Origin of the sequence: Pandoraea vervacti (genome assembly GCF_000934605.2) — a bacterium.
Lineage (GTDB): Bacteria > Pseudomonadota > Gammaproteobacteria > Burkholderiales > Burkholderiaceae > Pandoraea > Pandoraea vervacti.
The window spans coordinates 2,144,454-2,169,856 of sequence record NZ_CP010897.2 but is presented as its reverse complement, the minus strand read 5'-3'; the positions used below and the strand labels follow the sequence as shown (position 1 = coordinate 2,169,856).

General features: G+C 62.0%; 22 protein-coding genes and 2 pseudogenes. 2 read left to right on the top strand and 22 right to left on the bottom strand.

Annotation, left to right across the window (positions count from 1 at the left end; all coding sequences use genetic code 11):
* Positions 1–290: 290 nt before the first annotated feature.
* The 10 genes and pseudogenes from hflX to ndk all read right to left on the bottom strand — a co-directional run.
* Positions 291–1,370, bottom strand: a pseudogene (hflX, locus tag UC34_RS09820) (GTPase HflX); the annotation flags it as partial.
* Between the two features lie 99 nt (positions 1,371–1,469).
* The gene (hfq, locus tag UC34_RS09815) at positions 1,470–1,706 is read right to left on the bottom strand and encodes an RNA chaperone Hfq (protein WP_010807283.1); all 237 of its coding nucleotides are present in this window, start codon (positions 1,704–1,706) and stop codon (positions 1,470–1,472) included.
* 126 nt (positions 1,707–1,832) lie between these two features.
* Complete coding sequence (der, locus tag UC34_RS09810) at positions 1,833–3,170, bottom strand: ribosome biogenesis GTPase Der (protein WP_044455386.1); 1,338 nt, start codon at positions 3,168–3,170, stop codon at positions 1,833–1,835.
* A gap of 79 nt (positions 3,171–3,249) precedes the next feature.
* Positions 3,250–4,440, bottom strand: a complete 1,191-nt coding sequence (gene bamB, locus UC34_RS09805) for an outer membrane protein assembly factor BamB (protein WP_044457975.1) — start codon at positions 4,438–4,440, stop codon at positions 3,250–3,252.
* 98 nt (positions 4,441–4,538) lie between these two features.
* Complete coding sequence (locus UC34_RS09800; RefSeq protein WP_044455385.1) at positions 4,539–5,168, bottom strand: tetratricopeptide repeat protein; 630 nt, start codon at positions 5,166–5,168, stop codon at positions 4,539–4,541.
* A gap of 32 nt (positions 5,169–5,200) precedes the next feature.
* A complete protein-coding gene (gene hisS / locus UC34_RS09795; protein ID WP_044455384.1) occupies positions 5,201–6,577 on the bottom strand; it encodes a histidine--tRNA ligase in 1,377 nt (458 codons plus the stop codon).
* A gap of 63 nt (positions 6,578–6,640) precedes the next feature.
* On the bottom strand, positions 6,641–7,921 hold the full coding sequence (ispG, locus tag UC34_RS09790) for a flavodoxin-dependent (E)-4-hydroxy-3-methylbut-2-enyl-diphosphate synthase (protein WP_044455383.1): 1,281 nt from the start codon (positions 7,919–7,921) through the stop codon (positions 6,641–6,643).
* 18 nt (positions 7,922–7,939) lie between these two features.
* Positions 7,940–9,016 (bottom strand): helix-turn-helix domain-containing protein, encoded by a 1,077-nt coding sequence (locus tag UC34_RS09785; RefSeq protein WP_052810973.1) that lies wholly within the window; start codon positions 9,014–9,016, stop codon positions 7,940–7,942.
* Between the two features lie 261 nt (positions 9,017–9,277).
* A complete protein-coding gene (rlmN, locus tag UC34_RS09780) occupies positions 9,278–10,399 on the bottom strand; it encodes a dual-specificity RNA methyltransferase RlmN (RefSeq protein WP_044455382.1) in 1,122 nt (373 codons plus the stop codon).
* Between the two features lie 59 nt (positions 10,400–10,458).
* Positions 10,459–10,884, bottom strand: a complete 426-nt coding sequence (gene ndk, locus UC34_RS09775) for a nucleoside-diphosphate kinase (RefSeq protein WP_039399079.1) — start codon at positions 10,882–10,884, stop codon at positions 10,459–10,461.
* Positions 10,885–11,289: 405 nt separating this feature from the next.
* Between ndk and UC34_RS09770 the strand changes: the two genes are divergently transcribed.
* Positions 11,290–11,991: a Bax inhibitor-1/YccA family protein gene (locus UC34_RS09770; RefSeq protein ID WP_044455381.1), complete on the top strand. Its 702-nt coding sequence runs from the start codon at positions 11,290–11,292 to the stop codon at positions 11,989–11,991.
* 370 nt (positions 11,992–12,361) lie between these two features.
* Here the strand turns inward: UC34_RS09770 and rlmD are convergent.
* The 12 genes and pseudogenes from rlmD to UC34_RS09715 form a co-directional block, all read right to left on the bottom strand.
* Positions 12,362–13,681 (bottom strand): annotated as a pseudogene (rlmD, locus tag UC34_RS09765) (23S rRNA (uracil(1939)-C(5))-methyltransferase RlmD); the annotation flags it as partial.
* A 197-nt stretch (positions 13,682–13,878) separates the two neighbouring features.
* A complete protein-coding gene (locus UC34_RS09760) occupies positions 13,879–14,655 on the bottom strand; it encodes a 3'-5' exonuclease (protein WP_044455380.1) in 777 nt (258 codons plus the stop codon).
* Positions 14,656–14,802: 147 nt separating this feature from the next.
* Positions 14,803–15,903: an RNA polymerase sigma factor RpoS gene (gene rpoS, locus UC34_RS09755; protein ID WP_044455379.1), complete on the bottom strand. Its 1,101-nt coding sequence runs from the start codon at positions 15,901–15,903 to the stop codon at positions 14,803–14,805.
* Positions 15,904–15,918: 15 nt separating this feature from the next.
* Positions 15,919–16,683 carry a peptidoglycan DD-metalloendopeptidase family protein gene (locus tag UC34_RS09750; RefSeq protein WP_157123331.1) on the bottom strand — a complete coding sequence of 255 codons (765 nt, stop codon included), beginning with the start codon at positions 16,681–16,683 and terminating at the stop codon, positions 15,919–15,921.
* 85 nt (positions 16,684–16,768) lie between these two features.
* Positions 16,769–18,007 carry a protein-L-isoaspartate(D-aspartate) O-methyltransferase gene (locus UC34_RS09745; RefSeq protein WP_044455377.1) on the bottom strand — a complete coding sequence of 413 codons (1,239 nt, stop codon included), beginning with the start codon at positions 18,005–18,007 and terminating at the stop codon, positions 16,769–16,771.
* Entirely contained in the window at positions 18,004–18,765 is a 762-nt protein-coding gene (gene surE / locus UC34_RS09740) for a 5'/3'-nucleotidase SurE (RefSeq protein WP_044455376.1), read from the bottom strand. The genes UC34_RS09745 and surE overlap by 4 nt, the downstream gene beginning before the upstream one ends.
* Before the next feature lie 302 nt (positions 18,766–19,067).
* The gene (locus tag UC34_RS09735) at positions 19,068–19,886 is read right to left on the bottom strand and encodes an ABC transporter permease (RefSeq protein WP_044455375.1); all 819 of its coding nucleotides are present in this window, start codon (positions 19,884–19,886) and stop codon (positions 19,068–19,070) included.
* Between the two features lie 45 nt (positions 19,887–19,931).
* Positions 19,932–20,054 (bottom strand): hypothetical protein, encoded by a 123-nt coding sequence (locus tag UC34_RS25995; protein WP_257786678.1) that lies wholly within the window; start codon positions 20,052–20,054, stop codon positions 19,932–19,934.
* A 6-nt stretch (positions 20,055–20,060) separates the two neighbouring features.
* Positions 20,061–20,873, bottom strand: coding sequence for an ABC transporter ATP-binding protein (locus UC34_RS09730; RefSeq protein WP_044457972.1), 813 nt, complete (start codon positions 20,871–20,873; stop codon positions 20,061–20,063).
* Positions 20,873–21,904: an ABC transporter substrate-binding protein gene (locus UC34_RS09725; RefSeq protein ID WP_044455374.1), complete on the bottom strand. Its 1,032-nt coding sequence runs from the start codon at positions 21,902–21,904 to the stop codon at positions 20,873–20,875. Before UC34_RS09725 ends, UC34_RS09730 begins: the two co-directional genes overlap by 1 nt.
* Before the next feature lie 165 nt (positions 21,905–22,069).
* Positions 22,070–23,272 carry a CaiB/BaiF CoA transferase family protein gene (locus UC34_RS09720; protein ID WP_044457971.1) on the bottom strand — a complete coding sequence of 401 codons (1,203 nt, stop codon included), beginning with the start codon at positions 23,270–23,272 and terminating at the stop codon, positions 22,070–22,072.
* A 358-nt stretch (positions 23,273–23,630) separates the two neighbouring features.
* Complete coding sequence (locus UC34_RS09715; RefSeq protein WP_052810972.1) at positions 23,631–24,371, bottom strand: response regulator transcription factor; 741 nt, start codon at positions 24,369–24,371, stop codon at positions 23,631–23,633.
* Positions 24,372–24,410: 39 nt separating this feature from the next.
* Between UC34_RS09715 and UC34_RS25370 the strand changes: the two genes are divergently transcribed.
* Positions 24,411–25,226 carry a hypothetical protein gene (locus UC34_RS25370; protein ID WP_157123123.1) on the top strand — a complete coding sequence of 272 codons (816 nt, stop codon included), beginning with the start codon at positions 24,411–24,413 and terminating at the stop codon, positions 25,224–25,226.
* The last annotated feature ends 177 nt before the right edge of the window (positions 25,227–25,403 follow it).

Below are 25,403 nucleotides of genomic sequence, written 5' to 3'. Positions count from 1 at the left end.
GAAGCGGGTTGGGCGTTGCGATCGGCGCGCCTCGCATCGGAGCGCGCATGTTGCCGGTTCGCGCGTGGTTCCCGAATCTGGTTTGCCGATCGGCGACCGTGCCGGCCTCCGTCTAGTCTCTTGCCAGTTCGTCGCCCGAGTCGGATGGTGCTGCCGGTATTCCCCGTGGCAACCCGCCCTTCACGGTGCGACGTCTCGTGTTATCTGTCTTCTGCGCGCGGCACATCGTCCCAACGGTCGATGAGCCGGACATCGGGCGCTTCGTGCTGCGATTGTAACCCACCGGTGCCAGCCACAACCGCCTCGCTGATGGCCTCGCGCAGCAGGTCGAGGCCCTGGCCGGTACGCGCGCTTAGAAAGACACGCGTGACACGCCCGGCCTCGTCCCGTTCAATTCTCGGCCCCTGTGCGGCCAGTTCCGGCACCGCGTCGATCTTGTTCCAGACGAGAATCTGCGGGATGTCGGCCGCATCGATCTCGGCCAGTACGGCATTGACCTCGGCCATTTGCTCCTTGCGCACCTGGCTCGACGCGTCCACCACATGCAGCAACATGTCGGCGTGCACCGTCTCCTCGAGGGTCGCCCGGAATGCCGCCACCAACTGGTGAGGCAACTCGCGGATGAATCCGACAGTATCAGACAGCACGATGTTCCCCACATCGCCAAGATAAACACGACGCGAAGTCGTATCCAGCGTGGCGAACAGCTGGTCCGCGGCGTAGGCATTGGCCTTCGTCATCGCGTTGAACAACGTGGATTTGCCCGCGTTCGTGTAGCCCACGAGTGAAATCGACATCGTGCCGCTGCGCTGACGCGCGCGACGCTGCGTGTCGTGCTGACGCTGAAGCTTCTCGAGACGCGCTTTGAGCGACTTCACGCGCTCACCCAGCAAACGACGGTCGGTTTCCAGCTGCGTTTCACCCGGCCCGCGCAGGCCGATACCACCCTTTTGCCGTTCCAGGTGGGTCCAGGCGCGCACCAAACGCGTGGATAAATACTGCAACTGCGCAAGTTCGACCTGAAGCTTGCCTTCATGACTCTTCGCACGTTGGGCGAAAATATCGAGAATCAGGCTGGTACGGTCGACGACACGGCGTTGCAGAAGGTGTTCCAAATTACGCTGCTGACCCGGTGTCAGCGCATGATTGAAAATCACCAGTTCGACATCGAATTCCGCAATGGCGTCGCGCAGTTCCTCGGCCTTGCCACTGCCAATGAACAGCTTGGCGTCCGGGCTGCGGCGACGACCGGTAATGGTCACGACAGGCGTGGCGCCTGCGGATTGCGTCAGAAGGTCGAGTTCCTGGAGACTGGCTTCGAAATCGAGTTTGCCGAAATCGATACCGACGAGCGCGGCGTTGGTGGTCAAGCTACGCTGGGAATGGGTGTTGGGACTGTTGGACAAGAGCGGGCGACGGGGAGAAGAAATTCGCCCGGCCGGAGAGACTCCCGGTCGGGCGAGCCTGAATCAGGACTGCTCGGCTTCCGGATGGAAATTCACCGGACGCGCAGGAACGACCGTCGAAATGGCATGCTTGTAAACCATTTGCGTGACCGTGTTGCGCAGCAGGACGACATACTGGTCGAACGACTCGATGTTTCCCTGCAGCTTGATACCGTTGACCAGATAGATCGAGACGGGAACATGCTCCTTACGCAAGGCGTTCAGAAACGGGTCTTGTAGAAGTTGCCCTTTGTTGCTCATAAGTTACTCCATTGTATTTTTAGCAAATGACCGTAAGCCAGGGCGTGTGCGCGCTTCCCGCCCTGACCTCCACACTATAGCCGATTTTGCTAGCGTCGCCAGCAAAACCCCGCCCCGGACTGGCTTTCACTCGCCCTTGGCGTAAGGGTTCGCGCTGTTGCGGAACTCTATGCGTAATGGAGTGCCCTTCAACTTAAAAGTTTCGCGGAACCGGTTCTCGAGATACCGGCGATAGCTATCGGTCACGCCATCCAGACTATTCCCGTGGATGACGATAATCGGTGGGTTCGAGCCCCCTTGGTGTGCGTAGCGCAGCTTGGGACGCGAGAAACCGGAACGGCGCGGCTGCTGATGCTCCACCGCTTCGATGAGCGCCTTGGTCAGCTTCGGCGTGGGCAGCTTGCTCATCGCCGCCGCGTAAGCTTCGTCCACCGAACGCATCAGCGGACCAATGCCCGTGCCTTTCGCCGCCGAAATGAAGTGGAAGTTCGCAAACCCGAGGAATTTGAGCTTTCGCTCCAATTCCTGCTTGGCCTGGTCACGGGTGTACTCGTCCAGCCCGTCCCACTTGTTCACGCCCACGACGACTGCACGGCCCGACTCCAGAATGAAGCCGGCAATGTGGGCGTCCTGATCGGAAATGTCCTGGCGAGCGTCGAGCATGAGAATCACGACGTTCGCGTCAGCAATCGATTGGAGCGTTTTCACAACCGAGAACTTCTCGATCGCTTCAAACACCTTGCCGCGACGACGTAAGCCTGCCGTATCAATGAGCGTGTAATTCTTGCCCTGACGCTCGAAATCGATATGAATCGAATCGCGCGTGGTCCCCGGCATGTCGAACGCAATCACGCGCTCTTCGCCGAGCAGCGTATTGACCAATGTCGATTTGCCGACGTTCGGACGCCCGACGATGGCAATCTTTACGCGCCCGTCATGCTTGTCGTCGTCCTCATTTTCATCAGGATTCGCGTAAAACGGCGCGATCGCCTCGTCGATGACTTCCTTCACGCCGTCGCCGTGCGCAGCCGAAATCGCCAACGGATCGCCGAGGCCAAGCTCGTAGAAGTCGTTGGCGACGGTCGTGTACTTCATGCCCTCGGCCTTGTTGACCACGAGCATGATCTTGCGTCCCGTCTTGCGAAGATAGTCGGCGATGATCTGATCTTGCGGCGTGAGACCCTGACGGCCGTCCACGATATAGATCACGACGTCGGCCTCGACCACCGCCTGGCGCGTCTGCTTGGCCATCTCGTGGAAGATGCCCTCTTTGGCGACGGGTTCAAAGCCGCCGGTATCGATCACCAGATACGGATGCTCGCCAACACGCCCCTCGCCATAGTGACGGTCGCGCGTGAGCCCGGGCATGTCGGCGACGAGCGCGTCGCGCGAGCGGGTCAAACGGTTGAATAGCGTCGATTTGCCGACGTTGGGGCGCCCTACGAGCGCGATCACGGGTTTCATGAATAAGCCCTAAAAACGAATACGGCCGGCGCGCTGCCGGCCGTTCCCGGAAAATGCCCGGGTGCTTGCCGGTTACCGGTTATTCCGGACGGAAGCCATAAATATTGCCGTCGCGGGTTTGCACAACCAGCGTCTGGCCGGCGATGACCGGCTGCGCGCTGATGGCTCCGCTCAGCTTGACGCGGGCGAGGAACTCGCCGTTGTCACGCGACAGGAAATGCAGATAGCCCTGCTTGTCGCCCACCACCACAACGCGGCCGAGCGCCAGCGGCGCCGACAGGTCACGGTACTTGAGCTTGTCGTTCTGCCACAGTGTACTGCCATCGGCTGCGTTGAACGCGTACACAGCGCCGTCGGTATTCACCGCCGCCACCACACGCTCATCCTGCGACACCCCGTTCGGAGATGAGAAATCACGCGCCCACAGGCCGTTACCCGTCTGCACGTCGGCGCAGCCAACACGCCCCTGGAACGTCGCACCGCACACCTGACGCCCGAACACGACCGGCGAGCCGGTCACATCATTCACGCGCTCGACCTCGGTCACGCCCTTCGGGTACGACAGCGGCGTGACCCATTGCGGGTTGCCCGTGTTGGCGTCGAGCGCCACCAGCTTGCCGCCGGGGAAACCCGTGATCACCGAGCGATCACCCACGAACGTCATTCCCGTGCCCGTACGCAACGTGAGCGTCGTGGCCGGTTGCGAATACGACCAACGCACCGAACCGGTGCCCGCGTCAAACGCCGTCACACGGTTGTTGATGGCGCGCACCACGACCAAACCGCGCCCCACCAGCGGCGCGGTCAGCACTTCGCTGCCGGCATTCGCCTTCCACGCCGCCTTGCCATCGTGATCGAACGCGATCACGTCACCCTTGTGCGTAGCAACGACGGTCGTCTCGCCATCGCTGCCCGGGCCAGCGGTGATATTCGTATCCGCCTTGGCCGACCAGTTCGACGCTCCCGTTTCCGCATCCACGCGCACGATGCTGCCGTTTGCACCCGCCGCAAACACGGCGTTGCCCACCGCAACGGGTGCAAAGCTGTACGCCCCGGACTTGCCTACGCTCGCCGTCCAGATTTGCTTGACGGTCAAGGCCTGCTTGATCTCCGTGAGCGGCGTCGGTTCGTGCGCCGGCTTGCTGCCGAAGAGCCCGCAACCACCCAGGGTGCCGAGCACGGCGAGCGTCATCACGGCGGTGCCCGCACGCTTGAAAATGCCACGGCGCGAGACCGTCGGCGCAACCTGCACGGACTGTGACGTAGCCATCGTTTGCGGCATCGATCGACGGAAGTCGTTAAGGATCATCATGTACCCGGTTATGCGTTATGGGAGGGTAATACTTGCCAACGGAATGCCGACGCGCGTCAGGCCCCCAGCGCGTCGAGCTTGAATTGCACGAACTGACGCATGCCCGAATCCTGCTTGTCGAGTTTGTCGAGCGCAAGCTTGTAGGCGGTCTTGGCATCGGCCACCTTGCTCTGGGCGACGAGCACGTCGCCACGACGATCGGCAAACAGTCCGGCGTAGGGCGCCGGCGGGTTGTCGAGCAATTTGAGCGCCTCGTCATACGCCTTCTCGTCGAGCAGCACACCGGCCAGACGCAGCTTCGCCAGTTGCTTGTACTCGTCGTCCCTGGCGTTCGACACGGCCCATTGGAGTTGCGCCTTCGCCCCTGCGGCGTCGCCAGCATCCGCAAGCGTCTTCGCGGCGAGCAGCGCGGTCATCTGCGCGTAAGGCGTGCCGCTGAACTTGCTCTCCATGTCGGAAGCAATACGCGCAACCTTCGCCTTGTCCTTCGCATCGACGGCACTTTCCAGTTCGCCATACAGCACACCGGCTTCCACCGTCTGCTTGCGTTCGTAATAGCGCCACAGATTCCAGCCGCCATAGGCCAGCATGATGACGACGAGCGTCCAGATAACGTAATTGCCGTACTGCTTCCACCAGGCCTTTACGTTCTCGATCTGTTCCTGTTCCTCGTGATAGCTGCTCATTCGCCGGTATTCTCCGTGTCTGGCGTCTTGAATTAATGAAGGGTTTCGTTGCCCGGACCTTCGTCGCCCAGGCTTTCGTTCACGCTCTCGTCCGCGCTGGCGACGATGGCGTCGATCAGATACTCGGCAAGCCCGTCGAACGGCACGCTCGCCTGATTGTTCGTCTGATCGGCCGCACGCAGGTGCTTGACCTCGGCGGTGCCCGAAGCCACCTCGTTTTCACCGATGATGACCGCAAAGTTCGCACCGCTCGCGTTCGCGCGCTTCATCTGCGACTTGAAGCTGCTGCTCTTGCCATCCGGGCTGCAATGGAAGACGACGTTCAGACCAGCATCGCGCATACGCTCAGCGGCGATCAGCGCGGGCGCAACGGCCGACTCGCCCTGATGCACGACATAGACATCCGCGCCTTCGGCCTGCGGCACGAGATCGTCTTCGCGCAGCAGTTCGAGAATGCGTTCAACGCCCATCGCCCAGCCACACGCCGGCGTCGCATCGCCACCCAGTTGCTCGATGAGCGGATCGTAACGACCGCCACCGGCCACCGTGCCCTGCGCACCCAGTTTGTCGGTCACCCATTCGAACACGGTCAGATTGTAATAATCCAGCCCGCGCACCAGACGCGGATTGATCGTGAACGGAATGTTGTTCGCCTTGAGCAGCGACTGTACGCCTTCAAAGTGCTTGATCGACGCCTCGCCGAGATAATCGATGAGCTTCGGCGCACCTTCGACCATCGCCTGCATCGCCGGGTTCTTCGTATCGAGCACACGCAGCGGATTGGTGTACAGACGACGCTTGCCGTCCTCGTCCAGCAAATCGGCGTGCTTCTCGAGGTAAGCAATCAGATCGGCACGATGACGCGCACGCTCTTCGCCCTGCCCCAGCGAATTCAGTTGGAGATGGATGCCGGTCAGACCCAGATCGTCCCACAGGCGCTGGCACATCAGAATGATTTCGACATCGGCATCGGGCCCCGCCAGACCGAGCGCCTCGACGCCCACCTGGTGAAACTGACGATAGCGACCGCGCTGCGGCTTCTCGTGACGGAACATCGGGCCGAAGTACCACAGGCGCTTCGGGCCACCGTACAGCAGGTTATGTTCGAGCGTCGCACGAACGGCCGCTGCCGTGCCTTCGGGGCGCATCGTGAGCTGCTCGCCGTTGAGCGAATCGGTGAAGCTGTACATCTCTTTCTCGACGATGTCGGTGACCTCGCCGATGCCGCGCGTGAACAGCTGCGTGTGTTCGAGAATCGGCGTACGAATCTGTTGGTAGCCATAAGCGCGCAGCATCGCGCGCACCGATTCCTCGAAAAACTCCCACAGGGCTTCGTCCTGCGGGAGGATGTCGTTCATGCCTTTGACCCCGGCCAGTTTGGCGGGGCGATTCTTCTTTGCGTCAGTCATATTCTCTTGTGTTCTGCCCGGCTTGCAGCCCGCTAGCTGCCAGCCTCCTGCCGAATTACCGTGTTACGCGGCGACCGCGCCTTGCGTTTGACCGTAATGCGTCTTCACGTAATCGTCGACGATCTGCTGGAACTCTTCGGCGATATGATCACCGCGCAGCGTACGCACCTTTTCACCATCGACGAACACCGGTGCGGCAGGCGATTCGCCCGACCCCGGCAAGCTGATGCCGATGTTGGCGTGCTTCGACTCGCCCGGGCCATTCACGATGCAGCCCATCACGGCGACGTTCATGTTCTCGACGCCCGGATATTGAGCCTTCCACACCGGCATTTGTTCACGCAGATATTTCTGAATGCTCGCCGCCAGTTCCTGGAACACCGTGCTGGTCGTACGTCCGCAACCCGGGCAGGCGATCACCATCGGCGCAAACGCACGCAGGCCCATCGTCTGAAGGATTTCCTGCGCGACCACGACTTCGCCCGTACGCGCGCCACCTGGCTCGGGCGTCAGCGAAATACGGATGGTGTCGCCAATCCCCTCTTGCAGCAGCACCGACAGCGCAGCCGTCGATGCAACAATCCCCTTCGACCCCATGCCGGCTTCGGTCAGTCCAAGGTGAAGCGCGTAGTCGCAACGTTTGGCGAGTTCGCGATACACGGCAATCAGATCCTGGACCGCGCTCACCTTGCACGAGAGCAAAATCTTGTCGGCCGACAAACCGACGCGCTGTGCAAGCTCGGCCGATTCGAGCGCCGACGTGATCAGCGCTTCGTACATCACGCTTTGCGCGTCCCACGGCGTGGCACGTGCCGCGTTCTCATCCATGATGCGCGCCAGCAACGACTGATCCAGGCTGCCCCAGTTCACGCCGATACGCACCGGCTTGTCGTACTTGATCGCCATCTCGATCATCTGCGAGAACTGCGTGTCGCGCTTTGCGCCCTTACCGACGTTACCCGGGTTGATGCGGTACTTGGACAGTGCTTCAGCGCAGTCCGGATAGTCGGCAAGCAGCGTATGACCGTTGTAATGAAAGTCGCCGACGAGCGGCACCATCACCCCCATGCGGTCGAGCTGGTTGCGAATCTCCGGCACGGCGGCTGCCGCTTCCGGCGTATTCACCGTAATGCGCACCAACTCCGAGCCGGCTTGCGCCAGTTCCTTCACCTGGATGGCCGTGCCGATCACGTCTTCCGTATCGGTGTTGGTCATCGACTGCACGCGAATCGGCGAATCGCCACCGACCGTCACGAGCTGGCCGCCCCAGCGAATCCCGACCTTGCGGGACTGACGACGAGGCGCCGGACCACCGATGATCGGCATGCATTCTACAGAAGCCATGATTACCCTCTTTCGGTCTTACTGGAGCGTCAGACGCGCCACGTTGCCCGCATTGCGAGACTTGATCTCGACCGGTTTACCGTTGAATTCCAGCGATTCGACGCCCGCGACGTTACCCACAACGATCTTGAACGGTGCGTCGCCCGTAATATCCTGTTCGGCACCTGCGCGCATGAGCTGGGAGAACAGCACCTTGCCGTCCTTCGAACGAACTTCGACCCAGCTATCCGCCTTCAGGCGCAACGCAATCCTGCCATTGCCCGGCGCACCCACGCTCGACGCCTTCGTGTCGGCCGGCGCCACCGGCGCGGCAGCCGACGCCGTGGCGGCACTCGCGATCCCGGCGACCACGTGCGTCGGGTCAACGGCAGCGATCAGGCCAGGCCCCGCAGCCGCCGCGCTGGCCGATGCGCTATTGACTGTGCTTTCCGTGTTGCCAATGTTCGAGGCGTTCGCGACGTTCGCGCCATCCGCACCCGGCGGCGTGCCGTTGGCATCGGCGACCACCGGCTGGCTAGCCGGCTCGGCACCGTCTGCCGCTCCCTGCGCCGCAGCCGCGCTCGCCAGTTCCGCCGGCTCGGTCGCACCGCGACCGCTCTTGTGCGAATTGCCGAAGTACCAGGCGGCTGCGGCGATCACCACAAGGGCGGCCAGCGCCCACGGCCACTTCGCCTGCGATGCGGCGACCGGCGAGCGGAAACGCACCGGGCTCTTCGGAATGCTCGGCTGACCCGCCTGCGGTTGCGGAATATCGATGGCGACCGACGCCGGACCGCCGACGCGGCGCAGCGATTCGATCATCGGCTCGGGGTCTCCCCCGACCATTCGGGCATAGCTACGCACCACGCCCTGAATGAAAGGCATCTCCGGCAAGGCATCCCACTCACCGGCTTCAAGACGCTTGAGCTTTTGCACGGAGACTTTCAGGCGCGCCGACACGTCTTCGATCGACATGCCGCGCTTCTCGCGCAATGCGGCCAGTTGCGCTCCCACTTGCGCGCCCAGCTCAGCCCATCCGGCAGGTGCTCCCTGCGGCAATCCCTGGCCCTGAGCCTCGGCTTGTCCGCCTGCATCCGCCTGATTCTGGTTATCCATCGATACGCCCCCGTTCGTAAGCAGCCGCCCGCAGCGGCTGAGGATATGCTGACGACAGCTCCGCTGCCTTATCCGCCGTGCACGCGGCATGAAAATCTGCGCGGTGCATCGGAAGCGTCGACGAGGAACTGACGGAATCGCGCCGGACGAAGCACTCGCCCTGCGCAAGGAATGCTGTAGTGCAAGACTGATCCGACGAGCGGCATGGCACGCGCGGGGCCGACGGCCCTCGCCACGGTCCGCGCCCGCCCATGCGCAACGTCATACGGTACGCACCTCGACCGCGATTTTCCCGAATTTGCCACGCTGTGCAAGTCGCGTGCGATCCTGCACTTCGCCGGCAAGCTGACCACATGCGGCGTCGATATCGTCTCCGCGCGTCTTGCGCACGGTCGTGACGAGACCTGCGTCGAGCAAAATCTGCGCGAAACGCTTGATCTGCGGATCTTTCGAACGCAGCAGACCTGACTCGGGGAACGGGTTGAAGGGGATCAGATTGAATTTGCACGGCACGTCGCGCGTCAGCGCGACAAGCTCGCGCGCATGCGCTTCGGTATCGTTCACACCGTCGAGCATGCAGTACTCGAATGTAATGAAATCGCGCGGCGCCACTTCCAGGTAGCGCTCGCACGCGCCCATCAGCTCGCGTAACGGGTATTTTTTATTGAGCGGCACGAGCACATCGCGCAGTGCATCGTTCGGCGCGTGCAGCGAGACGGCCAGCGCCACGGGCAACTCCTGGCCCAGGCGATCCATCATCGGCACCACGCCGGAGGTCGACAACGTCACGCGACGACGAGACAACCCGTAAGCGTTGTCATCGAGCATGAGGCGCATGGCGCCGACCACGTTATCGAAATTGAGCAACGGTTCGCCCATGCCCATCATCACGACATTGGTGATGACTCGCTCGTTCTTGCCCTCGCGACCAAGGTCGCGGCGCAAAGCAAATTCGGCCATCCACAACTGGCCGATGATCTCGCCAAGCGACAGATTGCGCGAGAAACCCTGCTTGCCGGTCGAACAGAACCGGCAGTTGACGGCGCAGCCCGCTTGCGACGAAACGCAAAGCGTGCCACGCGTCTCCTCGGGAATGTAGACGGTCTCGACGGCATTGCCATTACCCACATCCAGCAACCATTTACGCGTGCCATCCGCCGACAGATGGTCGGTGATCGCAGCAGGCGCAACGATGTTCGCGCGCGTTTTCAACTTCTCGCGCAGCGATTTGGCCAGATCGGTCATGCCGTCGAAATCGGCGGCGCCCATCTGGTGGATCCATCGCTGGAGCTGGCGAGCACGGAACGGTTTCTCACCGAGCGTGCCGCAATAGGCGGCCAGACCGTCCGGATCGTAATCAAGCAGATTCGTGAGGTTGGTCATGGCCCTGGTCCGTCAACATCCCTTCGGTATCTTCCTGCGATTGAGCGACTATACGCGGCTTAGCGCGAGTAGACGTTCATGCCCGGGAAGAAGAAAGCCACTTCCACGGCAGCCGTTTCAGCAGCGTCCGAGCCGTGCACGGCGTTCGCGTCGATGCTGTCGGCGAAGTCGGCGCGGATCGTGCCCTTTTCCGCCTTCTTCGGATCGGTCGCACCCATCAGTTCGCGATTCTTCGCGATGGCGTTTTCACCTTCCAGCGCCTGGATCATCACCGGACCCGAGATCATGAAGTCGACCAGATCCTTGAAGAAGGGACGCTCCTTGTGCACGGCGTAGAACTGTTCGGCTTCAGCGCGCGACAGGTGCACCAGCTTGGCAGCGGCGATCTTCAGGCCGGCGGCTTCGAAACGGCTGTAAATCTGGCCGATCACGTTCTTGGCAACGGCATCGGGCTTGATAATCGACAAAGTGCGTTCGACTGCCATGAAAAACTCCAAAAAATTAAGCAGTTATATAACCAACATGAACCCGTAATTGTAGCACGAAGGCTGTTATGATGGGGATGGAACCTACAGTGCGCGTACCGCTCAAACGCAGGACGGCCGGGACTGTTCGGCTTTTCGCGAAGTGGATGCGAGACGGCGTTCCTCTTTCCTTTCCATAATGGAAGGGTTTGAGGGAGGGCAGGGATTGAAATTCGGGCGATTGCCCAGAAATTTTGAGAATCGTCCGAACGTCTTCCGGGATATCTTTCGGTATCCTCGAACTTCGACGACAAGCCGGACTAACGGCTGCGGGGGACCGACCGGCCACTGTGCCGGTCGTCGTACGCGTCATCTGGCGCCTGCCGGCCCCGCCAACAGGCACAACGACCACGGAGAACACAATATATGAACCAGGATTTCCAACGCTTCGGTTACGGCGGCACGGGCGGTGTCTCGACCGCTCAGGTGCGCAACAAGGTACTGCGCAATACGTATTGGCTGCTCGCGCTGTCGATGCTGCCGACGATTGCGGGGGCCTGGCTGGGTGTGACTTACGGCTTCGCGCTGTTCGCGGGCAGCCCGATGGTCAGCGTCATCCTGTTCCTGGCCGTCGCCTTCGGCTTCATGTTCGCGATCGAGCGATTCAAGAATAGCGGCGTCGGGGTGGCCCTGCTGCTCGGCTTTACGTTCTTCATGGGCCTGATGCTCACACGGTTGCTGAGCTTCGTGCTGGGCTTCTCGAACGGCGCGTCGCTCATCATGCTGGCATTCGGCGGCACGGCCGTGATCTTCACGGTGATGGCTTCGGTCGCCACGGTCAGCAAGCGCGACTTCAGCGGACTGGGCAAGTGGCTGTTCATGGGCGTGATCGTGATTCTGCTCGCCTCCGTCGCCAACATCTGGCTGCAACTGCCGGCATTGATGCTGACGGTGTCGGTGCTCGCCATCGCCATCTTCTCCGCGTACATCCTGTTCGATGTGCAACGGGTGGTGAACGGCGGCGAAACCAACTACGTCACGGCAACGCTCGCGATCTACCTCGACCTGTACAACATTTTTACCAACCTGCTTGCCATCCTCGGCGTGCTGGGCGGCAACCGCAACTAAGGCAGCGTTGCCCGAGCCGATCACCGGCAACGGGCAACGGGCAACGGGCAGTCGGCGACCCTTGTCCGTTAGCGCCGCCAAGTTGTCTGACACAAAAAAGCCAGTCCCTCGGGACTGGCTTTTTGCATTCGGCTTGCGATTCTGCCGAACCCTTGGGGTCGGCACGCGGGTAGTCCTTTGGCAATTACCGAGCACCAAAGCACGCAAGCCGCGCACCCATCCAACGGGATCAGGCGTCGTCGTGTATCACGCCATCGCCGCCCACCGCGCCCGCGATCGCCTCTCCACCGGCATCCCCCTCGCCACTGACGCCATCCGTTGCGTCCGACGCCGACACCCGGAGACTCGGCACCCACGGCTGGCCGATGCTCTCGTGCTCGAAGACCGCCATCGACTCCACGTGAGAGGTATGGGGGAACATGTTCACGACACCGGCAAGCGTCAGGCGGTAGCCCGCTTCGTGCACGAGCAAACCCGCATCACGCGCCAGCGTGGCCGGACTGCACGACACATAGACAATGCGCTTGGGCAGCCCCTCATACCCCTGCTGCGCCAATTCGGCCAACGCTTTCGACACGGCCAGCGCCCCCTCGCGCGGCGGATCGATCAGGTAACGGTCGAATGCGCCCAGCGCACGGATATCGTCCGCCGTGATATCGAACAGATTGCGGCACGCGAATTCGGTTCGCTCGGCAACGCCATTGCGTTGCGCATTGGCCAGGGCGCGCTCGGTCAGCGCAGTGCTGCCTTCGATACCCATGACGGTTCCGGCGCGTCGCGCCAGCGGCAAGGTGAAATTCCCGAGACCACAGAACAGGTCGAGCACGCGCTCATTCGATTGCGGCGCGAGCAAGCGCAACGCGCGATGCACCAGCACCCGGTTGATCTGATGATTGACTTGCGTGAAGTCCGTCGGCTTGAACGGCATCCGGATCTGATATTCCGGCAGCGTATAGTGAAGCTCGGGCGCCAGCGGGTAAAACGGGACTGCCGTATCGGGTCCCTTGGGCTGCACCCAGAACTGAACCTGATGGGCGTCTGCGAACGCACGAAGGATGTCTTCGTCAGCCGGCGTAAGCGGTTCAAGAATACGTAACACGAGCGCCGTCACGTCTGCACCGATCGCCAGCTCAATCTGCGGCAAACGCTCGCGAATCGACAGCGACTCCACCAGACGGCGCAGCGGCACGAGCATGTCCGACACGTGACGCGGCAGCACTTCACAGGAATCCATGTCGGCCACGTAGCTGCTCTTGCGCTCGTGGAACCCGATCAGCACCCCGCCCTTCTTCGGCACGTAACGTACCGTCAGGCGAGCCCGAAAACGATACCCCCAGTCGGGCCCCTGAATCGGGCGAAGCATCGCTTCGGCCTTCACCTTTCCAAGACGTGCCAGATTGTCTTCCAGCACACGCTGCTTGATGGCGATTTGCGCGCGCGCCTCCAGATGCTGCATCGAGCAACCGCCGCACTTCCCGAAGTGGGGGCATTGCGGTCTGGCGCGCATCGGGCTGGCGCGCAACACGCTGACCGTTTCGGCCTGCTCGAACTTGGGCTTACGGCGATAGCTCAGATACGTGACTCGTTCACCCGGCAGTGCCCCCTCGACGAAGATCACCTTGCCGGGCTTGAATTCAGGCGTACCCGGCTCACCCTCCGGCGCTGTGCGGCCAACGCCGCGCGCTTCCATGTCGAGCGATTCGATATCGATAATGCCGGGCTCGGCGCTGGGCCGATTGCGCGAGGAGTTTCGGGAGGAGCGGGTCACGTCTTTGTTCTCATGTGCGACAGCAAACCCGGCATTTTAATCGATTCGTCCGCCAGGTATGCACTCGGGAGTGTTTGCCGCCCGTTGCCGCTTTCCGAACCCGGTGAAATCTGCGCAAACTACCGCCACGCGTCGAGATATTCCTTCCAGTGCGGCGCGGATTCCTGTTCGAGCGAGCGCTTCACGAATTCAATCTCCTGCTCGTACTCAGCCTGACGCAGACCTCCGCGCATCAATTGATAGCGGCAATAGACGAGGTACGTGTTGACCACATCCGTCTCACAGTAGTTACGGATCTCTTCAAGCTTGCCGCCGCGATACGCTTCCCACACTTTGCTACCGTCCATCCCCAGCTTGCCGGGAAAACCGCATAGCCTGGCCAGATCGTCCAGGGGTGCGTTCGCGCGCGCCTGATACATCGCGAGCAAATCCATCAGATCCAGATGGCGCTGGTGATAGCGGCTGATGTAGTTATTCCATTTGAACTCGCGGTCATCCTCACCCATGTCCCAGTAGCGCGGTGCGGAAATGCCGTGGATCATCGCCCGGTAGTGCAATACCGGCAGGTCGAAACCACCGCCATTCCACGACACGAGCTGCGGCGCATACTTTTCGATGGTGCGATAGAAGCCGGAGACGAGCGCACCTTCGCCGTCTTCGAGCGTGCCAAGCGACTTCACGCGGAAACCGTCGCGATCCCGGAACACGCATGAGATGGCCGCAATGCGATGCAAATGGAGTGGCAGAAAGTCATGCCCCACTTTTTCACGACGCGCCGCAAAAGCCGCTTCGGCGACAGCGTCATCCGTCAGGCCGGCATACGCGGGCTCAAGCTTGCGCAAGCCGTCGACGTCGGGGATCGTTTCAATATCGAAGACGAGAACGGGAGATACCATGGTCAAGACCAGAAGAAAAATCAGAAAGTGACGCCATGCGACGTCAAACGGGCGCCAATCGATGCGGCAAGCGCTACGCCGACGACGACAAAACGCTACGAGAACACGATATGACCGATCAGGCCAGTCGAGCCGGTCGCGCCCATCTCAGAGCACGGCGTCCTTGCGCACGCCGTTGGACGCGAAATAGCGTTTGAGTTTGACGAGCGCCTCTTGCTGGATCTGACGTACGCGCTCGCGCGTCAGCCCCATTTCGTCGGCCAATTCTTCCAGCGTGGCGGGTTCCACGCGATTGAGGCCGAACCGGCGCTCGATGACGTAACGATGTTTGGTGGACAAGCGCGAGAGCCACAACCGCATCAGATCTTCCAACTCCCGATGTTGCACCTCGTGCTCCGGCGCCTCGCTGCGGTCGTCGGAGAGCAGGTCGAGCAAACTGCTGCCCGGATCGATCTCGAGTGGCGCATCGAGTGAGGCCACGTGCTCGTTGAGCGCAAGAATGTCGGTGATCTCTTCGGGCGTCTTCCCTGTCAGATCGGCAATATCCTCGATTTTCGCGTCGCGCTGCTCGCCGCCGTCGATATACGCGGCGCTCTTTTCCAGGTGACGCTTGGCACGCAGCACCTGATTCAGCTCGCGAATGACATGCACAGGCAGGCGCACCGTGCGCGCCTGATTCATGATGGCGCGCTCGATGCTCTGACGAATCCACCACGTGGCATAGGTCGAGAAGCGGAACCCGCGTCCCGGGTCAAACTTCTCGATGGCGTGCATCAAGCCGAGATTGCCCTCCTCGATCAGATCGAGCAACGGCACGCCGCGATTGAGATACCCCTTGGCGATGCTCACGACCAGGCGCAGATTACGCTCGATCATGACCTGCCGCGCGGCAAACTCGCCGGCTTGCGCACGCGTGGAGTAGTCGAGTTCCTCCGCCGGCGTCAGGAGCGGCTTGACGCTGATGCGGTTGAGATAATGCTGGACAGTGTCGGCCGTGAGTTCGGCCTGAAGAACGGTGCCAAAGTCGTCGCCGTCGGCGGATTTGCGCTTGCGGCCGGAGGAAGGGGCCCCCTCCTCGGCGTCGTCTCTCGCATCGGAGGATGACGCGTCATCCTCCTCCGCCTCGCGCTCGTCGAAAGCGTCGTCCACGTCCTCGTCCTGCCGGGATTGCCGATCGTCTACGTCCTGATCTGGCTCCGGGGCAGCGAGGTCTTCCTCTTGCGAAGTACGACGCTTTCTCTTGAGCATTCGACCCTGCCTAGTTTATTGAGGCGGCAAATACTTCATCGGATCCACAGGTTTACCGTCCTTGCGTACCTCGAAGTGCAGCATGACGCGATCAGCATCCGAGTTACCCATTTCGGCAATTTTCTGACCCCGCGTGACGGAGTCGCCTTCCTTGACCAACAGTTTGCTGTTGTGCGCATACGCCGTCAAGAAGGTCGCGTCGTGTTTAATGATGACGAGGTTGCCATAGCCGCGCAGGCCCGCCCCCGAGTACACCACCTTGCCAGCACCTGCGGCAAACACGTCCTGCCCCGCGCGCCCGCCAATGTTTACGCCCTTGTTCTTCGAATCGTCGAAGCGCCCGACGATATCGCCCTTAGCTGGCCACGACAGACGCAAGTCGCCGCTGGAAACCGCGGAAGGCGCTGAGGCCGCGGCGCTGGCAGGCGGCGCGACGACGGCCGCCGCGCTGTTGTTCGACGGCGCGCTGGCGACAGGTGGCGGCAATGGGGTGCCGGAATCGCCGACAGGCGGCTTCACGCGCAGCACCTGACCCACTTCGATCTGGTCAGGGTTCTGGATGTTGTTCCAGCGCGCGATATCGCGGTAGTTCTGGCCGTTCTCCAGCGCGATGCGATAGAGACGATCTCCCGGCTGAACCCGGTAATACCCTGGCGGCACCGGCGAATTGTCGACCACCGGCGCGCTCACGCCCGGCACACTGCTATCGGTCGTCGCGCCGCCTACGGTACGGTCGACGACCGGCGCCCCGACTTGTCGCGATGCGCACGCTGCCAGCATGCTCAGCAACAGGACACTGGCGACGCGTTGTTGGAAACCCGCTCGCAAATTCACTCAAATCCTCCGCAGAATAGGCCCGTCGGGCTTAGATGATGCCCGATTTTAAGGGGACGAATAACACCCTATCAAGCTGCGTCTCGCGCCATTGGCGCGCACCGATGCGCTCGATGAGGGTCAAAATTTGTTGCTCACCACCCACAGGGGCGACAAGACGCGCGCCGATCGCGAGTTGATCGACCAGCGCGTCAGGAATCTCGAGACCGGCAGCGGCGATCACAATGCCGTCAAACGGCGCCACCGCAGGCAGGCCCAGTCGTCCGTCGCCGTAATGCAGGCGAATATTGGGCACGCGCAGGGGACGCAAATTGGCTTTGGCACGCTCGTGCAAAGGCCGTACCCGCTCGATCGAATAGACATCGCGCGCCACACACGACAGCACGGCTGCCTGATAGCCGCAGCCCGTGCCGATTTCGAGCACCTTTTCGAGGGGACGTCCGCCTGAGAGCAGAAGCTCGATCATGCGCCCCACGACAGACGGCTTCGAGATCGTTTGCCCGTGACCAATGGGCAGCGCTGCGTCCTCATAAGCCTGATTGGCAAGCGCCGCGTCGACGAAACCATGACGCGGCACCGTGGCGAGCGCCGCCAGCACGCCCGGGTGTTTAACGCCCGACGCCGCCACCCGTTCAGCCATACGCGCGCGCACGCGCTCGGACGTCAGCCCAATGCCATCGGGCGAACCGCTGCCGGACGGCGCGTTCGCGCGCGTGCCGCGCGTGTCCTTCCCCATGCTGACCATGCTGACACCCACGCTCATGCTCGCGGTCGTGCCTGCGCCCGGCCCCGCGCCCGAACCTGATAACGCCTTTCCCGTCGTCACGGTACGCGCCGGGCTTCTGCCAACGGCACCGCTCGCCACTGCATGCTTTTGCACGGCACTTGTGCCTTGCGCCTTCGCGCCGGGCCTCGGCGCGCCCTTTCCTGCATGCGGCGCCGGTTGTGCGTGAGGCGTCGCCGCAGGGCGGGCCAGCCCCTTGTGCACCACGGCATGCGACGTCTGCGCACCCGCCGGGCGGGCCGAGGCGCCAGCCATCGGCGTCGACGCCGGACGCAAGTTGTTGTTTCCGCCGGACGACGTTTTCCCTTGTCCCTGATGCACCGACGAGCCGGCAGGCGTCGCCGCAGGCGCCTTGCGCGTCATCGCCGCCGGCGGCGCGCCGGCGGGACTGGCGCGCGACGCCTTGTCCAACACCGGCGCCTTGCGCTGCCGGCGGGTCATGACTTCGGCCAAAGGAAGAGGAAAACGCTTGGGCGGTGTCGTCATCGTTGGGCCACCCCTGCGCTGGCCAGCCAATCGTGCACGACGCCAAGTCGTGCGGTATGCGTCAGATCCAGTTGCAAGGGGGTGACCGAGACGTAATCGTGCGCCACGGCGTGGAAATCGGTGCCTTCGCTGCTGTCGCGTGCGTCGCCGGCGGGGCCGATCCAATAAATCGTTTCGCCGCGCGGATTCTCCTGTCGGACAACCGGCTGCGACTGATGTCGCTTCCCGAGTCGGGTCGCGAGCGCGCCCTTGAGGCGCTCATAGGGCAAATTGGGAATATTGACGTTCAACAAGAAGGGCGCGCCCAACGGCCGCTCCATATAACGTTCGACCACCTCACGCGCCACGCGCGCTGCACTATCGAGGTGATCCCAGCCCTTGTTGACCTGCGAGAACGCGAACGACGGAATCCCGAAGAGGAATCCCTCGGTGGCCGCCGCCACAGTACCGGAGTACAGCGTGTCTTCGCCCATGTTCTGGCCATTGTTGATGCCCGAGACCACGATATCGGGCCGCTCGTCGAGCAAACCAGTCAACGCCACGTGGACGCAATCGGTCGGCGTGCCGTTAATGAAGGTGAAATCATTGGCCGACGTAAAGACGGAAAGCGGCCGTTGCAGGGTCAGAGAATTGGACGCACCGCTACAGTTCTGTTCGGGCGCCACCACGGTAATGTCACCAAGCGGTGCCAGCGCCTCGTAAAGCGCGGCCAGGCCTGGCGCCTGATACCCATCGTCGTTGCTGAGCAGGATTCGCATGCGGCAATTGTAACCGAGGAAAGGTACTCGGATATGACGCCATGTCGGCATCCCTGGCGTGCCGCCCCGCTCGCTTCACAGCATTGTCATGCCTGCGACACGCCGACGGGATCGTGTCCGGCGTGCCTGCGATCCAACGTCAATTTCGCGTGAATACGTCCCGAAAAAGCAGCCTGAAAGCGTGCAGCCTGAAGCGTGGTTGACACAGAACTGGCATCCGGCGAGTGGCGCACGTCGCGCCGAGAGCGCAAACGCCGTCATGGCGGCGTTTGCGCGAACGCACCGGTTGTCGCCGCACGGGTTCACATCTTTTCGGTTTCCCCGGCCTGCGGCTGCCAGACGAGCAATCGTCGTTCTACCACCCCCACAAGGCCGTCGAGGACCAGTGCGAATGCCGTGAGGATGAGCACCCCTGCAATCACGGCATTGATGTCGAAAGTGCCTTCCGCTTGCAAGATGAGATATCCGACACCGCGCGACGAGCCCAGATACTCCCCGACGACCGCACCCACAAACGCGAGACCCACCGAATTGTGCAAGCTTGAAAACACCCAGCTCGTGGCGCTGGGCAGATACACGCGGCGCAGCAATTGGCGCTGATTCGCCCCCAGCATGCGCGCATTGGCCAGCACGACCGGACTGACTTCCTTCACGCCCTGGTAGACGTTGAAAAAGACGATAAAGAACACGAGCGTGACGCCGAGCGCCACCTTGGACCAGATGCCCAGCCCGAACCACACGCCGAAAATCGGCGCGAGGATCACACGCGGCATTGAATTGGCGGCCTTGATGTACGGATCGAGCAATGCGCCGGCGCTCGGCGACAAGGCCAGCCACAGCCCCACCCCCAACCCGAACACGGTCCCGATGGTAAATGCCAGCACCGTTTCGAGCAGCGTCACCCCCAGGTGCAGGTAAATTTCACCGCTGGCAAACCATTGCCAGATCTGGAGCAGCACCTTTTGCGGCTCCCCAAAGAAGAAAGCCGCCTTGTCGGGGCTGTCGAAATAGAACGCGGGCAGCAGCGTCGGGCTCGTGAGGACGTACCAGACGAGAAAGGCCACCACCAGCAGCAGCCATTGCCAAAGGCGCAGGTGCCGCATGATCGAACGATTACGCATGACGAACGAATTCCGGGAATATCAGACGAGCGACCGGCGGCCTCATCAGACAAGCCAGTCGAACAAGCCAAAGCCGTCCGGCAAATCGAACCAGTCCATCCAGTCCAGCCAACCCGGCCAGTTGAGCCAGCTCAGCGAGACCGTGAGAATGCCAGCGATTTGCCACATGACGATTCAGACCGCCTTTAACTGTTGGGCATAGCCCTTGAGGACTTCCTCGCGAAGCACGTCCCAAATCTGGGCGTGCAACTCGGTGAAGCGCGGATGATTCCGTATTTCCGCCACGTCACGGGGGCGCGGCAAATCGATTCGGAACTCCCCAATGGGATGCGTACCCGGGCCCGCCGCGAGCACCACGACACGGTCGGACAGTGCGATTGCCTCATCCAGATCGTGCGTGATGAACAACACGGCGCGCCGTTTGGCGGCCCACAGATCCAGCAACTCGTTTTCCATCAACTGACGCGTCTGGATATCGAGTGCCGAAAATGGCTCGTCCATCAAGATAATGTCCGGGTCGAGGATCAGCGTTTGGGCCATCGCGACGCGTTTGCGCATCCCCCCGGAGAGCTGATGCGGATAGCGATCGCCAAATCCCCCCAGCCCCACGCGCTTGAGCCACTCGTGTCCGCGCGCCTTCGCTTCCTCGGGCGCGACGCCACGGAACTCCAGCCCGGCGGTAACGTTGTCGATCGCGTTACGCCACGGCATCAGCGCTTCGGCCTGGAACATGTAGCCCGCTCGCGCATTGATGCCCTTGAGCGGTTCGCCGAACACCTTGATCGAACCGGAAGACGGCGTGAGCAACCCGGCCGCAACATTGAGCAGCGTGGATTTGCCGCACCCCGTCGGCCCGACAACCGAGACAAACTCGCCCGGCGCGATATCGAGCGTCGTATCGGCGACGGCCGTATATCGCTTCGAACGGTCGTCCCGAGCGACGAACGTACAGGTAATGCTTTCGAAACTCAGAGCCGGCGCAGTCATCATTTGTACTTGGCGTCGGCCTTTTTCGTGAATTCGTTCGTAAACGTCTTCGACAGATCGATGGGCTTGCCCTTGACCGTTTCGTCGAACGCCTGCAAGGTGCGCAGCGCCGTGGCCGGGCCATCCGCGGGGATCAGGCCATCCGGCGACATGGCTTCCTTCACGCGACTCCATGCATCGAGATAGAGCGCGCGGTCGCCCAGCAGATAGGCGTCGGGGACCGTCTTGATCAGTTCGGCCTGCCCTGCCGTCTGCAGCCAGCGCAGCGCGCGCACCATGGCGTTGGTCAGCGCCTGCGTGGTATTCGGATTCTTCTGAATGAACGATTCGTTCGTGTAGAGACAACCGGCGGGCATGTTGCCGCCAAACACCGACACGGTCTCCTTGAGCGTGCGCGTATCCGAGATCACACGAATCTCCTTGTCGCGCTCCAGCATGGTGATCACGGGGTCGAGATTGACGATGGCGTCGATATTGCCCGAGCGAATCGCGGCCAGCGCGCCGGACGAAGCGCCCACACCCACGAAAGCTACCTCGTTGGGTTTGATGCCGCCTTTGGCAAGCACGAAGTTCGCCATGATGTTCGTCGACGAACCCGGCGCGGTGACACCAATCTTCTTGCCACGCAGGTCGGCAATCGACTTGTAATTGGGCATCGTCTTGTTCGATACGCCAAAGACGATTTGCGGTGCACGACCCTGCAACACGAAGGCCCGGATGTACTGATTTTTCGCCTGCAACAGAATCGTGTGCTCGTACGCGCCCGACACCACATCGGCGCTGCCGCCGACCAGGGCCTGCAGCGCCTTGGAGCCACCGGCAAAGTCGGAGATTTCGACGTCGAGCCCTTCGTCCTTGAAGTAGTTCAGACGTTCGGCGATCGTGAGCGGCAGGTAATAAAAGAGGTTCTTTCCGCCGACCGCAATCGCGACCTTGGTCTTCTCGAGCCTGGCTTGAGCGAAGCCCGGACGCATGCCTGCGCCGATGAGGCCGGCGGCGGCCAGTGCCGTGACGAATTCACGTCTTTGCATGGTGATGTTGTCTCCGTGGTTGCAGCGTTCTTTCTTTGTTTATTCGACGTGCTTGATTGATGCGCGTAATCGACACACTTGATCCGATGCGCTTGATCCGACGCGCATCATCGACGGGCCGCAGTCACAACCGCGCCCCGTCGCGCCTCGCGCGAGTGTGCTGAGTCAGATGACACCGTTCTCGCGCAACGCTTCGATTTGCTCGGCATCATAACCCAGTTGCGCCAGCACTTCGTTCGTGTGGGCGCCCAGCTCAGGGCCGAGCCATTGGGTCTGCCCGGGGGTCTGGGAGAGTTTCGGCGAAATGTTCGGCAGGTCGATCGGCGTGCCGTCCGGGAACGTATGGCGCTGAATCATTTGACGCGCAATGAATTGCGGGTCCTTGAACATGTCGGCCACGGTGTAGATCCGGCTCGCCGGAACATCCGCCCCCTGCAACACGGCAAGCGCCTCGTCGATAGATCGCGCCTGCGTCCATTGACCGATCGCCTCATCGATTTCCTGCGTGCGCGGCACCCGCCCGTCGTTGTGAGCGAGGCCGGGGTCTTCTGCCAGATCCGCGCGGCCAATGGCCTGCATCAAACGTTTGAAGATCGGATCGCTGTTCCCCCCCACCACGATCATGCCGTCGGCGCAAGGATAGGTGTTCGACGGTACGATGCCCGGCAACGACGCCCCGGTGCGCTCACGCACCATGCCCGCCACGCTGTACTCCGGCACGACACTCTCCATCAGGTTGAAGACCGCCTCATAGAGTGCGACGTCCACGACCTGACCTCGGCCGCCATTCACATTGCGGTGGTGCAGCGCCATCATTGCGCCGATCACACCATGCAACGCGGCAATCGAGTCGCCAATGGAAATGCCGATACGCGGTGGCGGCAGGTCCGGGTACCCGGTGATGTGACGCAGCCCGCCCATCGATTCGGCGATGGCACCGAAACCCGGCCGATCCCGATACGGCCCTGTCTGACCGTATCCCGACAGACGCACCATGACCAGCCCGGGGTTTTGCGCCGACAGTTGCTCGTAACCCAACCCAAAACGCTCGAGCAGCCCGGGGCGGAAATTTTCGACGACGATGTCGGCCTGCGCCGCGAGCTTGCGCACGATTTCCTGTCCCTCGGGGGATTTCAGGTTGATCGTGACCGACTTCTTGTTTCGCGCCTGCACCGCCCACCAGAGTGAGGTGCCACCCGCATCGGGATGCAGCTTGCGCCACTTGCGCAACGGATCGCCGTGCTGCGGATCCTCGATCTTGATGACTTCGGCACCGAACTCGCCGAGCATGCGCGCGGCAAAGGGGCCGGCGATCAGCGTACCGAGTTCAAGCACTTTCACGCCGGCAAGCGCGCCGAAGCCCGGCATGCCCGACGAGGCGTTGGCGGAACCCTGAAGCGAGAGGGAGGACTGCGCGGCGGATGCCGCTGACGCCGAAGCAGAACTCTGCGGCGGCGAAGATGCGAACGGCGAGGACGACTTGGACAACGCGTGGACTCCTGAGCCTCGTCGACGGTGATCACCATCGACGCTCGAAACACCGCCATTGGGCAGCGTCTCGGCAAATGGGTGGCAAATGAAGTTCGTATAGTAATTCGACAGTCGCTATCGGCCAATAACCTCCGGGGTATTCCCGGAATCTTCCGAGAGACTTTGTCGCCCGATCCGATGCCGCCGCCTGGCGGGCCAGATGTCGCGCGATATTCCGTGCCTCACGCCGAACGCATCAGGTCTCGAACAGGTGCCGCGCACCACGCTGCGCAGCAATATAGATCGCCTCGCCGCGGTTGCGCGCCCCGAGGCGCCGATACAACGCGGATACGTGCGTCTTCGCAGTCCCTTCGGAAATCACCAACTGCTGACAGATCGTCTTGATAGAGAGACCGCGCGAGAGCAACGCCAGGATTTCATACTGACGCTGAGAAATGCCAAGCAATGCGGATTCCGCAAGCTGCGTCGCCTTGTCGCCACCCAGTGGAAAGACGGGCAGGCGCGACAGCGGCAAGGCTTCGCCCAACGCCTCCTGACGCCAAAGCACCAGCAATGCGGAGAGCGCCTCCTCGGGCACGAAGCGACCGCCCGAGAATGCAAGATCGAACACCGAACGGATACGTGCAACGGAATTCGGCCATGGCAGGCAGGCCGCCACACCGGCCTGCAACCAGCGAATGATCTCATCGGGAAAACCCGCATCGCCGACCACGATGACGGGCACCGGCGGGACACATTCGGTGGCCAGCGCGCACAAAGTATCGACCGCAGGCGTGCGCGCCACGGACTCATCGAGCACGAGCGCACGGCGCGATGGCAACTCGCGCAACCACACCCAGTCCGGCGTCGTCACATTGTCGACATGCCGCAAGACCGGTGGTGTCACGTTGGCTTCGGTTTGCAACGCGACTTGCAGGCCGCCCAGCCAGGGGGCCGCCTCACCTACGACCAGCACACGCATGATTTCCCCTGTCATTCCGGTCGGCATTCCCACGCCGCCGCCCCGCTTTTTGTCATGCTCGCCGCACCTTCGGCCTCTGTTTTTTTGCCGGTCCGTCGCATTCGCGACCGCGTGTCCGACCGGGACGAAAACCGAAGAAACCCTCCAGCGTTCGTCATGATTCACGCATCAGGCGTCACCTTGCTTTCAAGGCAGTTTATGCGCGAAGACCGCATGGTGGCGAGTCCGCACCTGTCGGAGCCCTATCCCTGTTGCCTGAGCGCGACAAACCGCAATCTGCGTAAATTATTTACTCAATTTTCGGCGATTCCGCTATTACTTTTTCCCTTCCCTTTCTCGAATCGCGCAATAGAATACAAAAGTCTGATAGGACAGTTTGCGCAGGCCGGGGGGCACGCTATGTTCAAGATCACCGTCAGTACGACGCGCAGCGCGACGCTTTGTCTTGCCGCTGTGTGCTTCGCGAGTGCCGCGCAGGCCGACATCATGGGCGCCGCCCGCCTGGGCGGCATCGCTGGCGACGCAATGCCCGCGACCGTGAGCGACGCGTTGCTCGCCAGCGCCCGCGCGGCCAATTTGCAGCAGAGCCTGGTGACACGCATGGGCAACGCCGCGCAGGTCACGATCGCCCCCGTGAATGCGACGACGACCGTCGCCAACAACGTCCGCCTGTGGGACGAAGTCATCCCACCCGCCCCGTCGCCCAAACCGACACAAGCCGCAGCGCCCGCCTCTGCACAACCGGCTGCGCTTGCGCGCACCTCGGTTGCCGTCGCGCAGATGCCGACGACGACGCCTGCCATGATGCAGACAAGCGTCAAGGTCAATGCCGCCACCAGCGTCGCCCGTACGACGCCCGGCGCACGCTGAGCGGCCCTTCCCTCAGTCTTAGCTTGCTTTACCTCAGCTTGCTTTGCCTTGGCTTGCTTTGCCTTGGCTTGCTTTGCCTTGGCTCGGCCTGTCTCGGCCTACCTATCCACAGCCTTGCAAGTCTTCCGACAGCACCCGGATCGTCCCTTCAAGGTGGCCTGACGCTTGCGTGAACCA